Below are 14,719 nucleotides of genomic sequence, written 5' to 3'. Positions count from 1 at the left end.
CAGATATGCCTGCATAGATGTAACAAATTAAATAAACTGCCCGCGGTTGTGGTAACCAACGTTGCCACAACCACCACCGGGCTGTAAAATTACCGGACAAATGAAAAAAATTATTCCAATAGCACTGTTGGCTGCTTTTACCCTTTTTTTGAACCCATTATTAGGAATGGGGGCATCAGGGGAAAAGGCAACTGACCTGCAAAAAGAAGAGCTAAACAAGCTGACAAAAGAAGAGAAAAAGGAAGGCTGGAAACTTCTGTTTAACGGGGTCTCGTTAAAAGGTTGGAAAACGTTTAACGGAGGAAAGGTAGACGGCTGGAAAGTGATTGACGGTGTCCTGAATAACTCGGGAAAAGGCAGCGACCATGGCGGGGATATCATTACCAAAAAGAAGTACGATAATTTTGAATTGTACCTTGAGTGGAATATCTCGCCATTAAGTAACTCCGGGATATTTATCCGGGTACAGGAAGATATTGTAAACACCATTTATAAAACGGCTCCCGAGTATCAGTTAAGCGATGATATCGGGATAACGCGGAAACGGGAAAAATACCAGTTTACTGCTGCCTGTTACGCCATGTATGAAACCACTGGCGCTGAAATCAACCCTCCGGGGGAATGGAACAGCTCAAAGATTGTGGTGAACGGCCCCCATGTGGAGCACTGGCTGAATGGCGAAAAAGTGGTGGAGTATGAGTTGTGGAGCCGGGACTGGAAAGAGCGCAAAGCAAAAAGCAAATGGAAAGACGAACCGCATTACGGGATGGCTGAAAAAGGCCATGTCGGGCTGCAGGACCACGGCGGACTGACTCGTTTCCGGAATATCAAAATAAGAGAATTGTAAGAAAATTTTGAAAAACTAATCGGGAAGGGTCATTTTCCGTTGGGAACATATAAAATTGCGTTTTGGAGGGGGTAATTCCCATTGGGAGACTGAAAATTTCCGTTATGGAAGGAAAAATCGCGTTGGGAGTACAAAAAATCGTATTGTGAAGGGTGAAAAGCCCCTGTGGAAGGCCAAGCTTCACAGGGGCACTTAAAATCAACAATTTACAAGTTGCTAAGCATAGTAATATTTAAACGTTATGGCCCATTTTACAGGGCGTTAACACTGCCGGCGGGTTCCGTGAAAACCTGCCGGTTTTTTGTTGGTTTTTTTTTACAGACTTGAAAAACGGCAAGGCAGCAGTACACACGCCCGAAATGCTTCTGGATGCGCAACTTATATGCCACCAGGAGGCGATGCATTTTTTCGCAGAATCGGGCGGAAGATCAAAATGGACTCCCGGGCCGAAGCGGTAATTTGAGCAACACTCTCCAACAGAATACGGTCTTAAAATTTAAATTTGGCAGAAAAAACATAAAATTACTTTCAATTCATTTTGATTTTTAAATATAGTTTTTACATTTGCCAAAAACTTACGAAGTTTTAAGTATGAAATTAATTGCTACATATATTCTAGTCATTCTCGTGGTCGTGTCAGGATTCGCCGGGATGGGTTAGTTATATATGTTAGTTAAAAGATATTTACAAGCCTTTCCCGGATTCCGGGGGAGGCTTTTTTAATGAAAAGAGATTTTAAAAACTTAAAATTATGCAAATTCCATTACGAAGCAACACGACCACCCAGGGTCGCAGAATGGCTGGAGCAAGAAGTCTCTGGCGCGCCAACGGTATGAAAGAAGAACATTTTGGCCGTCCGGTAATTGCTATTGTCAATTCATTCACACAGTTTGTGCCGGGGCACGCCCACCTGCACGGAATTGGTCAATACCTGAAAGGCCTCATCGAAGAACATGGCTTCTTTGCCGCAGAGTTTAACACCATTGCCATTGACGACGGGATTGCCATGGGGCACGACGGCATGTTGTACTCCCTGCCCTCGCGCGATGTGATTGCCGACAGTGTGGAATATATGTGTAACGGGCACAAAGTAGATGCGATGATTTGTATCTCAAACTGTGATAAAATCACCCCCGGAATGCTCATGGCTGCCGTGAGGCTGAACATCCCTGCCGTGTTTGTTTCCGGAGGACCAATGGAAGCAGGTGAAATTGGCAATAAACATTTCGACCTGGTAGATGCAATGGTTATGGCCGCCGACCAGTCTGTTTCCGATCAGGAACTGTCGGTTATCGAACAAAATGCCTGTCCAACCTGTGGCTCCTGTTCCGGCATGTTTACGGCCAACTCCATGAACTGCCTTGCCGAAGCTATCGGGCTGGCGCTTCCCGGAAATGGTACCATCGTGGCAACGCATGCCAACCGGAAAAAACTGTTCGAAGAAGCTGTTGAGAAAATTATTGCAGCTACTAAAAAATACTATTTTGAAGGAGACGAATCTGTATTGCCCCGGAACATTGCGACCCGCGATGCCTTTTTAAATGCCATGAAACTGGATATTGCCATGGGAGGGTCTACCAACACGGTACTGCACCTTTTGGCAATTGCCCACGAAGCCGGGGTGGAATTTTCCATGCAGGACATCGACCGCCTTTCGCGTATTACTCCAAACCTTTGCAAAGTAGCGCCCAGTTCGCACTACCATGTTCAGGATGTAAACCGCGCAGGGGGTATTCTTTCAATTTTGGGAGAACTCGAACGCATCGATCTGCTTGAAACCTCTGTGAACCGAATTGACGGACGCACTCTTAAAGAAGCTATTGAAGCTTATGATATTACGCGCGACAACACCTCCGCAGATGCCATGAAGCGTTTCCTCTCCTCGCCCGGCGACGGATCACGTAACCTGATAATGGCTTCGCAGGAAAATTATTATACCGAACTGGATACCGACCGCAAAAACGGATGTATCCGGAGTGCAGAACATGCCTATAATAAGGATGGCGGGCTGGCCGTACTTTATGGAAACATCGCTGAAGGTGGTTGTATTGTAAAAACAGCCGGAGTAGATTCATCCATTTTCAAGTTTACCGGAACAGCCAAAGTATTCAATTCACAGGATGATGCGGTAAATGGCATTCTGGGCGACGAAGTACAAAAAGGCGATGTGGTGGTTATTCGTTACGAAGGCCCCAAAGGAGGCCCGGGAATGCAGGAAATGCTCTACCCTACTTCTTACCTGAAGTCAATGCAACTGGATAAAGCATGCGCCCTGATTACCGACGGACGCTTCTCGGGAGGTACATCAGGACTTTCTATTGGCCATGTTTCTCCGGAAGCTGCTGCAGGCGGAGCTATCGGTCTCATCCAAAACAATGATAAAATAGAAATAGATATTGTGAACCGTTCCATCAACCTGTTGGTTTCAGATGAAGAACTGGCCCAACGAAGAAAAGCAGAAGAGGCGAAAGGCGAAAATGCATTTAAGCCTGGCGATCGTAAAAGAGAGATATCCAAAGCGCTGAAAGCTTATGCCAGTCTGGTTTCTTCTGCCGACAAAGGCGCGGTTCGTTTGATAGATTAAAAATAAATAATGAATAATTCAAAATCTGGAAATATGACAAAGAGAAAAGTTACCGGTTCACAGGCCGTAATCCTTTCCCTTCTGGAAGAAGGAGTTGATACCATTTTTGGGTATCCGGGAGGGGCTATTATGCCCATTTACGATGCATTGTATGATTTCGATAAGCATGTAGAGCACATTCTTACCCGCCACGAGCAGGGGGCTGTGCATGCTGCCCAGGGCTACGCAAGGGTCACCGGGAAAGCCGGCGTCTGTTTCGTTACATCAGGACCGGGGGCAACGAATCTTATTACCGGCATTGCCGATGCCATGATCGACTCTACCCCACTGGTTTGTATATCTGGCCAGGTTGCTTCCCCCTTGTTAGGTACCGATGCTTTTCAGGAATCGGATGTAGTGGGTATTTCCATGCCGATTACCAAATGGAATTACCAGATAACCTCGCCGGAAGAGATACCGGAAGCCATTGCTCAGGCTTTTTACATTGCACGATCAGGGCGTCCGGGGCCGGTGTTAATCGATATTACCAAAGATGCTCAGTTTGCCGAACTGGAGTTCGAATACAAGAAATGCAGGAAAGTCAGAAGTTATGTTCCTGAACCACGCATCGATCCTTTTAAAGTAAAAGAGGCTGCTGAAATTATCGATGAAGCCAAAAAACCCATGCTATTGTTTGGGCAAGGTGTTATTATTGGCCAGGCCGAGGAAGAGCTGAAAGCATTTGTGGAAAAAACCGGAATTCCTGCTGCCTGGACCTTGCTGGGGCTTTCGGCACTACCTTCGGATCATCCACTAAATGTTGGGATGCTCGGTATGCACGGGAATTACGGTCCCAACCTGCTTACCAATGAGGCGGATTTAATTATTGCTGTTGGCATGCGTTTCGACGACCGTGTTACCGGAAAAGTATCTACTTATGCTGAAAAAGCAAAAATAATTCACCTTGAAATAGACCCGTCGGAAATCAACAAAATAAAAAAAGCAGATGTGGCCGTTTTGGGTAACTCCAAAAAAACGCTCAAAATGCTTACTGACCTTGTAAAACCCAACAAACACGACGAATGGCTGTCAAGATTCAGGGAATGCGACAAAATAGAAAATGACAAAATAATTCACAATGAGCTATTCCCGACAAAACCCGGCCTGACCATGGGTGAGGTAGTGCGTATAGCCGGAGACAAAACCAACCACGAAGCTATTTTGGTTACCGACGTAGGGCAACACCAAATGATTGCTTCCCGTTATTTCAAATTCAGGCAGCCGCGAAGCAATGTCACCTCCGGAGGTTTGGGCACTATGGGATTTGGATTGCCGGCAAGCATGGGTGCACAACTGGGGGCTCCCGACCGCACTGTTATTGCAGTTATTGGCGATGGTGGATTCCAGATGACTATTCAGGAACTGGGAACCATTGCCCAAAACAAACTCCCGGTAAAGATTATTGTATTGAATAATAACTTTCTGGGAATGGTACGCCAGTGGCAGCAGCTCTTTTTTGAAAAAAGATATTCCTTTACAGAATTGCAGAATCCCGATTTTATAACAATCGGTAAAGGTTTTGGAATTGAAGGTCACAAAGTGGAACACCGTGAAGATTTGGATAGTGGTATTCAAAAAATGATTGACCATGACGGACCTTACCTGCTCGAAGTTGTCATTGAAAAAGAAGACAACGTTTTCCCAATGGTACCGACCGGAGCCTCGGTTTCAGATGTTATGCTGGAACCCAACAGCTAAAATTTAACGTTCAAAATCTAAAAAATTCAGCATAATGAAAAAGGAATATATCATAACAGTTTATTCGGAAAATCATATAGGGCTACTGACGCGAATTACCATTGTATTCACCCGAAGAAAAGTGAATCTGGAAAGTTTAACCGTTTCAGAATCGGCCATTAGCGGAGTTTACAAATTCACTATTGTTGTTAATACGACAGAAGAGCAGATTGTCAAAATTGTAGGACAAATCGAAAAGATAATCGATGTTCTGAAAGCATTCTACCATACCAATAAAGAAATGATTTATCAGGAAATTGCTCTTTATAAAGTACATACAGAATCCCTTTATGAAGACAACACCATCGAAAAGGTAGTACGTAACTCCGGCGCCCGCATTCTTGAAATTACCAAGGAATACACGGTAATTGAAAAAACCGGTCACAAGGAAGAGACCCAGGCCCTGTTCGAAGAATTGAACAAATTTAAAGTGATGCAGTTTATACGTTCCGGAAGGGTTGCGATTACACGCGATCCTATTGAACGGCTTTCAGAGTTTCTGAAAGAAAGAGATGCACTTTTGGAAAGTTTAGACTAATTTATTGCGTGAATTTAGTATCATAAAAGGGGTCAATAATTCCAACATGCAATAAAAACTGAATAAAAAATAATAAATTTGCACTATTTTTTAGAAAAACATTAAAATTCATAATAATAATCGAAAATTATGGCAAAAATTAGCTTTGGCGGAGTATCAGAAAATGTTGTTCTCCGCGAAGAATTTCCAGTAGAAAAAGCAAGAGAAGTATTAAAAGACGAAATCATAGCCATTATTGGTTATGGAGTACAAGGTCCTGCCCAGGCACTGAATATGAAAGACAACGGGTTTAATGTCATTATAGGCCAGGCCCCGGAGTTCAAAGAGGATTGGGACAAGGCTATTCGCGATGGTTTTGTTCCGGGCGAAACACTTTTCCCGGTAGAAGAAGCAGCTAAAAAAGGTACCATTATTCAGTACCTCGTTTCGGATGCGGCCCAACGTATCATTTGGCCCCAACTGGAACCTTGCCTTAACGAAGGCGACGCCCTGTATTTCTCACATGGTTTTTCTATTACTTATAAAGAGCAAACGGGTGTTATTCCTCCAAAAAATGTGGATGTTATCCTCGTTGCTCCCAAAGGTTCGGGTGCCAGCGTTCGTACCAACTTTTTGGCTGGCAATGGCATTAACTCAAGTTATGCTATTTTCCAGGATTTCACCGGCAGAGCAGAAGAGCGTACTTTGGCGCTGGGTATTGCCATCGGTTCAGGTTACCTGTTCCCCACTACCTTTGAAAACGAAGTATTTTCAGACCTCACTGGTGAACGCGGTGTGCTGATGGGTGCATTGGCTGGAATTATCGAAGCGCAATACAAAGTACTCCGTGAAAACGGACACAGTCCTTCAGAAGCATTCAACGAAACAGTAGAGGAACTCACTCAAAGTCTTATCCGTCTGGTAGATCAGAACGGGATGGACTGGATGTATGCCAACTGTAGCGCAACAGCTCAACGCGGTGCACTCGACTGGAGACATAAATTTCGCGAAGCAACACTGCCTGTATTCAATGACTTATACGAAAGTGTAAAATCAGGTGCAGAAACCAAACGCGTTTTGGATTCAACCAGTAGTGTTGATTACAAAACAAGCCTGAACGCTGAGTTAACCGAGATGCGCGAATCGGAATTGTGGCAGGCAGGTGCAGCAGTGCGCCAACTTCGTCCCGAAAGGGGATCAAAATAGGAAAACGGACGTGTCATGTATAAAATGAATATTCTTCCCGCATCCTTACCCGTCAGGGGAAATGACTCTGCGCTTATTAGCCGCCAGTGGTTCCGGATGTGCCATGAGAACACATCATTTATAATCTGACACAACACCTGTTTTTCTGAAAAAGATAAAAAACCTGTTCCGTAACCGGAGCAGGTTTTCTTTTGCCGGAAAATCTATCGCCCGATTTTGAAACATTTCTGCTTAAAAAAAGTAGAAAAAGCACAAAGACATCTTCCTTTTGTACTCTTTTCATGTGCGTGTTCTTACTTTTTAACATTTTAAAAATCAGAAGTTATGCCGGTAAAAAAGCTCAAAACATTTTTGGACGGGAACAACATCAAATATGTTTCCATAAAACATTCCAATGCTTATACCTCTCAGGAAATTGCCTCATCGGCGCATGTTTCGGGGAAAGAGTTTGCCAAAACAGTGATGATTAAAATGGATGAGAAAATGGCAATGGCTGTTCTGCCGGCGTCTTACCACATCGATTTTGAAAAAATGAAAAAAACACTGGAATCAGATAAAGTTACGTTGGCTAACGAAGCAGAATTTAAATACCACTTCCCCGACTGTGAAGTGGGAGCTATGCCGCCTTTTGGCAACCTGTACAACATGGATGTTTTTGTTGCCGAGGCGCTTACCCGGAACGAAGAAATCGCATTCAACGCTGGCACACACACCGAGCTGATAAAAATGCGATATAAAGATTTTGAGCAGCTTGTCAAACCCAAAATTTTTCAGTTTTCCTGGAGAACCATTTCCTTCCCTAAAGATCCGTCGGAACGGTGGCAGGATGATTTATAATTTTTTTACTTGTAGTACCTTAGCCCCCTTTATCTTTCGATTCTTAATATCCATTATCGCCTCATTGGCCTTATCGAACGGATAAACTTCCACGTCGGGTTTAAAAGGCATTTCTGCGGCAATACGAATAAATTCACGCACATCGCGGGCAGTGACGTTGGCCACACTTTTTATCTCCTTTTCCATCCACAGATGACGCGAATAATCCAAATTGTACAAGTACTCCTGGTCGGTATTTTCTTTCCGGATAGCATTGATAACCAGTCGTCCGCCCGGCTTCAGAAATTCCAGGGCGCAAAGAACCGGTTTCCACACAGGGGTAGTGTCTATAACAGCGTCGAGCAGGCAAGGCGGCCGTTCATCCGTATTGCCGGCCCATTTTGCCCCAAGTTCCATCGCAAATTCCCGCTCTTTCGGGCTCCGGGCAAACACGTAAACTTCAACGTGTGGATATTTATACTTTATTAATTTCAGTACCAAATGTGCCGATGCCCCAAAACCAGTCAGTCCAATCTGCTGCCCGTCAGCAATATTACTCAGGGCGACCGAACGGTAACCGACAGCACCTGCGCAAAGCAACGGAGCGGCTTCTGCATCGGTAAAAATATCCGGGATCGGGTAAACAAACTGTTCCGGAACTACCATGTATTCAGCATACCCGCCATTGGCATCCCTGCCGGTAGCCATAAACTCCGGGCACAGGTTTTCCCTTCCTGATACGCAGTATTCGCATACACCACACGAAGAAAAAATCCAGGCCACCCCTACCCTGTCGCCGGGTCGAATGTCGCCTTCAAGCCCGTTCGATTCTTCTACAACTCCCACAACCTGGTGACCGGGGACCACCGGAAAAAAGGGAGGAGGTGTCCGTCCTTCAATTTCATCGATCTCTGTATGACAAACACCGCAAACATTCACTTTTATAAGTAACTCACCCAGCTTCGGTTTCGGTTTGGGTATATCCATCCGGGTGAGCGGTTTATCCTCCGTGCGCAAATCGCTAATTTCATCAATTACCCAGGCTTTCATATTCTTTTCCCTTTCTTTTTCTGTTAAAATTAATACATCCTGCCCCTTTTTCCAAGATGATCCGGAAGGGAAAGCTCAGGCACCGACGCTTTCACTGAATACATTTTTTATAAGAGTCCTTTTCTTTTTGTAAACTTCCCATCTGTTGTCCCAACGAAAAAAGCACCAGATAAAACTTGTTTTATACCGAATGAATCTTGCCGTAAACTCTTTACGTATCCTTTTTAGTCGATTAAAGTTTTACAGGATGAAAGATTTATTTGCGGTTACAGTGGAGTGTCATGCAGGTTATAAAGCCGACGAATATCCCATATGCTTTTACTGGGACAACATCCGGTTTGAAATTGAAGAAGTAGTTGACAGGTGGTACCAGGGAGATCAAAATTCGGATTTTCCCCCGGCAAATTATTTTAAGGTACGTACAGCCGGCCAAAAAAATTATATCCTAAAACACGATACCGGAACAGGCAACTGGTTTTTATGGATTCGGGAAGAGACGTTAAACCTTTAATTTACTTCCACCACGCAGATGAATCTTAAAATCAGATATTATTTGAACAAAGAGGCCGTACAGTTTGCTTCATATTTAGTAGGCAGAAATAAATAAAAAAAATAGAGCAATGATATTCAGAAAACTTGTTGTTGTTTTTTCTTTTCTGGTGTTCGGAATAAAAGCCTATTCCCAGTCGCCCGATATGTATCCGCCCACAGTTCCCGAACAGGTTGAATTCAATCTGTTCAATATTGTTCTGTACATCATTTTACCCCTGGCAATTTTTGCCGGCTATTTTGGATACCGCTATTCAAAAAGGAAAAAACAACGAAAAAAAGAAGAAAAGGAAAATGGGGAGAAATAGATGTCAAGAATACTATTGTGTTTTACTGAATCAGAAATTGTAATTTAAAAGAAAGTGTTATGGAATGGAAAACAGAAAATAATTGCCTGACAAAAGAGTTTGTACTAAAAAACTTCAAAGAAGCCGTCCGCTTTGTCAACCAGGTGATGCCGCTGGCCGAAGCCGCTGACCACCACCCCGATCTTTTAATTCATTCCTACAAAAAAGTAAAGGTGATGCTTATGACGCACTCCGAAGGAAAAATTACGGAAAAAGATCACTTGCTGGCCCGGCAAATTGAGGCTGAGTTTACCAAAGAGTTCGGATAAAAATGGTTGGAACGGATTTGGTCAGTTAACTACTGCTGAAAAGGGTACAAACTCTCCGGAAATGTCAAAAATCACTTTTTCGATTTAAAGTAATGGCGCCACAACACCTTTTTTAACTCACGGGCAATTACCTGGTGGGCAATAATTTCCACATGGCTGTAATGAGGCAGGTCCTGTTCGGCCTGTGTAATTTCATGGTCGGTAATATCCACATGGTAAAGAACCGACAACAATTTATCGTAATTGCGCTGAACGAGTTCTGAAATTTGTATGGTAAGTTGCCGGTGCAGTTCGTCATATGCATTTTCAACTTCTCCGGAAAAGGTGATTTCCACGCCGAACATACCAAAGTCTTTCTGAATTTGTCCGGCGGTTTCCTTAACAATTTCCGCACGGTCTAAAAAACTTTCCACATTGTTGTTCCTGATTTGCGGCAACTCCATCAAAATCCTTTTAAATTTAACGGTTGAAAGTACAATAAAAAGCCGGATTTTTGCCGGAACCACATTTTTTTTATTATTTCAAACTTAATTTAAATCTGCTTGAATTTCAGTATGGATAAAAATAAAATGGTTGCCGGAAACAACAAACAAGCCGGATATCGCACGCTTAGTCTCGGAGAAGAAATTTTCAACAGCATTACCCACGGAATTGGTGCGTTATTGAGTGTAGCCGGACTGGCTATCCTTGCCGTTTTTGCATCGCTGAAAGGAAATGCCTGGCATGTGGTAAGCTTCAGCATTTTTGGCGCTTCGATGTTTTTACTTTACCTTTTCTCTACCCTTTACCACAGTATGACTAAAACCAAAATCAAAAACCTGTTTGCCCGTTTCGATCATGCAGCTATTTTTTTACTGATTGCAGGTACTTACACCCCCTTTGTTTTAACGACCATTCGCGGGCCGCTGGGCTGGACACTTTTCGGCATTATCTGGGGTTTGGCAATTACCGGAATTGTCATCCGTTCCATTTACCTGACCCGTTTCAGAAAACGGATGGTTGGCATTTACCTTGCCATGGGCTGGCTATTCCTGATTGCCATCGTTCCCATAATAAAAAACCTGCCGGCTTCAAGTGTCGCCTTTCTTTTTATAGGCGGCGGCTGCTATTCCCTGGGGGTTATTTTTTATGCCTGGCGAAACCTGAAATACGGTCATGGAATCTGGCACCTGTTTGTACTGGCAGGTAGTATTGCACATTTCTTTTCGGTATTGTACAGCCTCAACGGATAATTTATGCGCCTTTTTATCTTTCGTTTCTTTCCTCCGAAAAACAAAAAGTTATCTCCCATTTTGCCTGCATTTCATTTAAATATTCCATTTTTGTAGTGCACAAATAAATGTACGCCTGAGTATGAAATTTTTATATCCGACATTTCTGTTTGCACTTTTTACGATTGCCATTCCCATCATCATCCACTTGTTCAGTTTCAGGCGATACAAAACGGTCTATTTCAGCCATGTCGGTTTTTTAAAAGATATTAAAAAGGAATCGAAAAAAAAGTCGCAGCTCAAGCAATTACTGATGCTCGCAGCAAGAATTTTCACTATCCTGTTCCTTGTGTTGGCTTTCTCGCAACCCTATATCCCCACCGAAAATGAAGCAACTGCGGGGGCAGGCGATATTGTAGGGGTTTATATCGACAATTCTTTCAGCATGAATGCTCTTTCGGAGCAGGGGCAACTTCTGGAGCTGGCAAGAAACAAAGCGGCAGAAATCGGGCAATCTTACCCGGCCGGAACGCGCTTTCGGTTAATGACAAACGACCTGGCGCCGCAACACCGGCACCTCTTCAATAAGGAGCAGTTTATACGGCAGGTGGCAGATATAAAACCTTCGCCCGCTGTAGTTCCTCTTTCTATTATCCACAACCGGTTCAACAGGCAGAACCAGCAGGAAGGGAACGATGCACGGGGAACACTTTACTGTATTTCCGACTTTCAGCGTAATATTACAGATCCGGAAAACTTTTCAGACCAACCCTTTTTCAGCTATTTTATGCCATTGGTTCCCAATCAGGTAAACAATCTTTATATCGATTCCTGTTGGGTAGAAGTGCCGGCTCACGGGTTAAATCAGGAAGAAACCATTTTTGTCAAAATAAAAAACAGTTCTGATGAAGATTACCAGAATCTGCCATTAAGGCTTTTCCTGAACGATTCGCTGAAATCCATGACCAATTTTTCGGTAAATGCCCGGAATGAAATTACCGCCAGTCTCAGATACACCAATGTTTCTGCCGGAATACAACTGGGCAAAGTGGAAATAACGGATTACCCGTTTATCCACGACAACTCGTGGTACCTCAGCTATTTTGTGGAGCCCAAACTAAAAGCGCTGGCGGTTTACAATAACACTCCCGGCTCGCAGGAAGGCCTGGATTATATTACGGCATTATTTGAAAATGACGATTATGTGGAACTGGAAACAATGGACATCCGCAGCCTGCAAATCAGCAAATTGGCCGAAAGCAATACCATTTTTCTTATCAATTCTGAAAATTACTCCACCGGATTTTTAAACGAACTTGAATCGGCTGTGAACAACGGAAGTTCTGTGGTCCTGTTTCCACAAATGATTCCACAACCAGAAATTCACAACCAGTTTCTGTCGAAATTTGGCGCTGGTTCTGTGTCAGGATTAGATACCACCAGCCAGGAAATCTCGGGAATTGACTTCGACAACCGCTTTTTCCGAAACGTATTCCGCCAAAGAAAGGAGAATGCCCTGCAGCCCAAAATTGAAAGGCACTTAACGTTTGCTGAAAATGTGCGCACCAGTGAAACCAACCTGCTCTGGTTTCAAAACAGCGACAAGGCACTATCATTCTTACCCTATGGAAAGGGAAAAGTGTGGGTGTTTTCCTTCCCGCTGAATCAAAAAAACGAAACGTTTGCCCGGGATATTCTCTTTGTTCCGTCCCTATACAATATTGTACTAAATAGTTTGCCCGACCAGCAAACTTCTCATATTATCGGGAGGGAACAAACATTTTTGTTGCCCCACAGCATAAATGCCGATCTGAAATCTTCCCTGGAAATTGAAAATCGCGAAACAGGAGATCGGTTCATTCCCGGGGTAAACATTTCCGGGCAAGGCACACGCATCGATTTCAACAGCTCCGTTGAGAAGGCAGGGCACTACCTGGTGAAAAACGGCAACGAAACACTGGTTCCGCTTTCCTTTAATTATAACCGCAACGAGTCTGACCTGCGGTATTTCAGTCCGGAGGAACTCCGGGAACGTTTTAGTTCAGAGGTTCCAGGGAAGGTGGCCGTAATCGATAATATTTCAGCAAATTTTTCCGATGTTTTACAGGAAATACAAAAGGGAAAGCAATTGTGGAAATGGTGTATTCTGCTGGCTTTATTTTTCATTTTAGCCGAAGTTTTAATTGCACGTTTCTGGAAACAATAAAGCACACAAAAAAACATGTTAAAAAACAACGTCGAATTTTCCCCTAATCCGACAAATCTCCTTTGAAATATTCTCCGAAAATTGTATTTCTGCATTCTAATTTAAAAATTTGAACCATGTTTCAACTTTCGACCAAAGATTATATAGAGAGAGAAGATAAGTTCGGTGCCCACAACTACCATCCGCTCCCTGTGGTTTTAGAAAAAGGGGAAGGTGTTTATGTGTGGGATGTGGAAGGAAAACGTTATTTCGATTTTCTGGCTGCTTATTCTGCTGTAAACCAAGGGCACTGTCATCCGAAAATTGTGAAAGCATTAACGGAACAGGCCGGAACGCTGGCGCTTACCTCCAGGGCTTATTACAATAATATTCTGGGCGAATGGGAAGAATATATGTCCCGGTTATTTGGGTACGACAAAATGCTCCCCATGAATTCAGGGGCCGAGGCTGACGAAACAGCGCTGAAACTGATACGCAAGTGGGGTTACAAAGTAAAAGGCATTCCAAAAAACAAAGCAAAAATTGTGGTGTGTAACGGCAATTTTCACGGCCGGACCATCACCATCGTTTCCATGTCATCCGATCCGGATGCTTATACGCATTACGGGCCCTACACACCGGGTTTTGTGAACATTCCATACAACGATACGGAAAGGCTGGAAGAAGAGCTAAAAGACCCGAATGTAGCCGGATTTCTGGTTGAGCCCATCCAGGCAGAAGCAGGTGTTTATGTTCCCGAAGACGGCTACCTGAAAAAAGCAGCTGCCCTTTGTAAAAAATACAATGTCCTTTTTGTGGCCGACGAGGTGCAAACCGGCCTGGCACGTACAGGAAAAATGCTGGCCTGCGACCACGAAGGCGTCCGTCCCGATATTTTAGTGCTGGGCAAAGCGCTTTCAGGAGGCTTGTACCCTGTTTCATGCGTACTGGCCGACGATGAAATTATGCTGACCATTAAACCCGGCGAGCACGGAAGTACTTACGGTGGAAATCCCATTGCGGCAAAAGTAGCAATAGCCGCATTGGAAGTAATACGTGAGGAAAAACTGGCGGAAAATGCCATGCGGTTGGGAGAAATTTTCCGGGAAGAGATGAAAAGCATCCCGTCGAAAATGATTGAAACAGTTCGGGGGAAAGGGTTGCTGAATGCAGTTGCCATCAAACCCACCGAAGGAAAAACAGCCTGGGACGTTTGTCTTGCCATGAAAGAGAAAGGGCTAATTGCCAAACCAACCCACGAACATATCATCCGGTTTACACCGCCGCTGGTAATTCACGAACAACAACTCATGGAAGCTATCGGAATAATCAAAAAAACATTTGATGAGATGGGCGTTTAAG

The 14,719-nt window shown here is 43.9% G+C and carries 14 protein-coding genes; 12 read left to right on the top strand and 2 right to left on the bottom strand.

Annotation, left to right across the window (positions count from 1 at the left end; genetic code table 11):
* The first annotated feature begins 100 nt into the window (after positions 1 to 100).
* The 6 genes from D1164_RS22015 (at position 101) to D1164_RS21990 (ending at position 7,767) form a co-directional block, all read left to right on the top strand.
* Positions 101 to 847 carry a 3-keto-disaccharide hydrolase gene (locus D1164_RS22015; protein ID WP_119352068.1) on the top strand — a complete coding sequence of 249 codons (747 nt, stop codon included), beginning with the start codon at positions 101 to 103 and terminating at the stop codon, positions 845 to 847.
* Positions 848 to 1,598: 751 nt separating this feature from the next.
* Positions 1,599 to 3,431 (top strand): dihydroxy-acid dehydratase, encoded by a 1,833-nt coding sequence (gene ilvD / locus D1164_RS22010; RefSeq protein ID WP_119352067.1) that lies wholly within the window; start codon positions 1,599 to 1,601, stop codon positions 3,429 to 3,431.
* A gap of 33 nt (positions 3,432 to 3,464) precedes the next feature.
* Complete coding sequence (gene ilvB, locus D1164_RS22005; RefSeq protein WP_119352074.1) at positions 3,465 to 5,168, top strand: biosynthetic-type acetolactate synthase large subunit; 1,704 nt, start codon at positions 3,465 to 3,467, stop codon at positions 5,166 to 5,168.
* A gap of 34 nt (positions 5,169 to 5,202) precedes the next feature.
* Positions 5,203 to 5,745 (top strand): acetolactate synthase small subunit, encoded by a 543-nt coding sequence (gene ilvN, locus D1164_RS22000; protein WP_119352066.1) that lies wholly within the window; start codon positions 5,203 to 5,205, stop codon positions 5,743 to 5,745.
* Between the two features lie 129 nt (positions 5,746 to 5,874).
* Positions 5,875 to 6,930 (top strand): ketol-acid reductoisomerase, encoded by a 1,056-nt coding sequence (gene ilvC / locus D1164_RS21995; protein WP_119352065.1) that lies wholly within the window; start codon positions 5,875 to 5,877, stop codon positions 6,928 to 6,930.
* 324 nt (positions 6,931 to 7,254) lie between these two features.
* Positions 7,255 to 7,767, top strand: a complete 513-nt coding sequence (locus D1164_RS21990; RefSeq protein ID WP_119352064.1) for an aminoacyl-tRNA deacylase — start codon at positions 7,255 to 7,257, stop codon at positions 7,765 to 7,767.
* On the opposite strand, the gene D1164_RS21985 is transcribed toward D1164_RS21990, so the two are convergent.
* Positions 7,762 to 8,796 carry a zinc-dependent alcohol dehydrogenase family protein gene (locus D1164_RS21985; RefSeq protein ID WP_119352063.1) on the bottom strand — a complete coding sequence of 345 codons (1,035 nt, stop codon included), beginning with the start codon at positions 8,794 to 8,796 and terminating at the stop codon, positions 7,762 to 7,764. The two genes, D1164_RS21990 and D1164_RS21985, sit on opposite strands and share 6 nt — an antisense overlap.
* 247 nt (positions 8,797 to 9,043) lie before the next feature.
* Between D1164_RS21985 and D1164_RS21980 the strand changes: the two genes are divergently transcribed.
* The 3 genes from D1164_RS21980 to D1164_RS21970 all read left to right on the top strand — a co-directional run bounded on the left by D1164_RS21980 (position 9,044) and on the right by D1164_RS21970 (position 9,961).
* Positions 9,044 to 9,307, top strand: coding sequence for a cytoplasmic protein (locus D1164_RS21980; RefSeq protein WP_119352062.1), 264 nt, complete (start codon positions 9,044 to 9,046; stop codon positions 9,305 to 9,307).
* 109 nt (positions 9,308 to 9,416) lie between these two features.
* The gene (locus tag D1164_RS21975) at positions 9,417 to 9,653 is read left to right on the top strand and encodes a hypothetical protein (RefSeq protein WP_119352061.1); all 237 of its coding nucleotides are present in this window, start codon (positions 9,417 to 9,419) and stop codon (positions 9,651 to 9,653) included.
* A gap of 59 nt (positions 9,654 to 9,712) precedes the next feature.
* Positions 9,713 to 9,961 (top strand): 4a-hydroxytetrahydrobiopterin dehydratase, encoded by a 249-nt coding sequence (locus tag D1164_RS21970; RefSeq protein WP_119352060.1) that lies wholly within the window; start codon positions 9,713 to 9,715, stop codon positions 9,959 to 9,961.
* A 71-nt stretch (positions 9,962 to 10,032) separates the two neighbouring features.
* Here the strand turns inward: D1164_RS21970 and D1164_RS21965 are convergent, their stop codons facing one another.
* Positions 10,033 to 10,404 (bottom strand): hypothetical protein, encoded by a 372-nt coding sequence (locus D1164_RS21965; RefSeq protein ID WP_147372266.1) that lies wholly within the window; start codon positions 10,402 to 10,404, stop codon positions 10,033 to 10,035.
* Between the two features lie 111 nt (positions 10,405 to 10,515).
* Between D1164_RS21965 and trhA the strand changes: the two genes are divergently transcribed.
* The 3 genes from trhA to rocD all read left to right on the top strand — a co-directional run bounded on the left by trhA (position 10,516) and on the right by rocD (position 14,718).
* Positions 10,516 to 11,193 (top strand): PAQR family membrane homeostasis protein TrhA, encoded by a 678-nt coding sequence (trhA, locus tag D1164_RS21960; RefSeq protein WP_241558313.1) that lies wholly within the window; start codon positions 10,516 to 10,518, stop codon positions 11,191 to 11,193.
* 121 nt (positions 11,194 to 11,314) lie between these two features.
* The gene (locus D1164_RS21955; protein WP_119352058.1) at positions 11,315 to 13,378 is read left to right on the top strand and encodes a BatA domain-containing protein; all 2,064 of its coding nucleotides are present in this window, start codon (positions 11,315 to 11,317) and stop codon (positions 13,376 to 13,378) included.
* A 116-nt stretch (positions 13,379 to 13,494) separates the two neighbouring features.
* Entirely contained in the window at positions 13,495 to 14,718 is a 1,224-nt protein-coding gene (gene rocD / locus D1164_RS21950) for an ornithine--oxo-acid transaminase (RefSeq protein WP_119352057.1), read from the top strand.
* Position 14,719: the final 1 nt, after the last annotated feature.

It is taken from the genome of Mariniphaga sediminis, assembly GCF_003573545.1.
Lineage (GTDB): Bacteria > Bacteroidota > Bacteroidia > Bacteroidales > Prolixibacteraceae > Mariniphaga > Mariniphaga sediminis.
This window is presented reverse-complemented; position numbering and strand designations above follow the sequence as displayed.

Excerpts from the sequence above, each read along its gene's own strand:
- D1164_RS22015 (WP_119352068.1), top strand. The coding sequence starts at position 101 with ATGAAAAAAATTATTCCAATAGCACTGTTGGCTGCTTTTACCCTTTTT.
- ilvD (WP_119352067.1), top strand. The coding sequence starts at position 1,599 with ATGCAAATTCCATTACGAAGCAACACGACCACCCAGGGTCGCAGAATG.
- ilvB (WP_119352074.1), top strand. The coding sequence starts at position 3,465 with ATGACAAAGAGAAAAGTTACCGGTTCACAGGCCGTAATCCTTTCCCTT.
- ilvN (WP_119352066.1), top strand. The coding sequence starts at position 5,203 with ATGAAAAAGGAATATATCATAACAGTTTATTCGGAAAATCATATAGGG.
- ilvC (WP_119352065.1), top strand. The coding sequence starts at position 5,875 with ATGGCAAAAATTAGCTTTGGCGGAGTATCAGAAAATGTTGTTCTCCGC.
- D1164_RS21990 (WP_119352064.1), top strand. The coding sequence starts at position 7,255 with ATGCCGGTAAAAAAGCTCAAAACATTTTTGGACGGGAACAACATCAAA.
- D1164_RS21985 (WP_119352063.1), bottom strand. The coding sequence starts at position 8,796 with ATGAAAGCCTGGGTAATTGATGAAATTAGCGATTTGCGCACGGAGGAT.
- D1164_RS21980 (WP_119352062.1), top strand. The coding sequence starts at position 9,044 with ATGAAAGATTTATTTGCGGTTACAGTGGAGTGTCATGCAGGTTATAAA.
- D1164_RS21975 (WP_119352061.1), top strand. The coding sequence starts at position 9,417 with ATGATATTCAGAAAACTTGTTGTTGTTTTTTCTTTTCTGGTGTTCGGA.
- D1164_RS21970 (WP_119352060.1), top strand. The coding sequence starts at position 9,713 with ATGGAATGGAAAACAGAAAATAATTGCCTGACAAAAGAGTTTGTACTA.
- D1164_RS21965 (WP_147372266.1), bottom strand. The coding sequence starts at position 10,404 with ATGGAGTTGCCGCAAATCAGGAACAACAATGTGGAAAGTTTTTTAGAC.
- trhA (WP_241558313.1), top strand. The coding sequence starts at position 10,516 with ATGGATAAAAATAAAATGGTTGCCGGAAACAACAAACAAGCCGGATAT.
- D1164_RS21955 (WP_119352058.1), top strand. The coding sequence starts at position 11,315 with ATGAAATTTTTATATCCGACATTTCTGTTTGCACTTTTTACGATTGCC.
- rocD (WP_119352057.1), top strand. The coding sequence starts at position 13,495 with ATGTTTCAACTTTCGACCAAAGATTATATAGAGAGAGAAGATAAGTTC.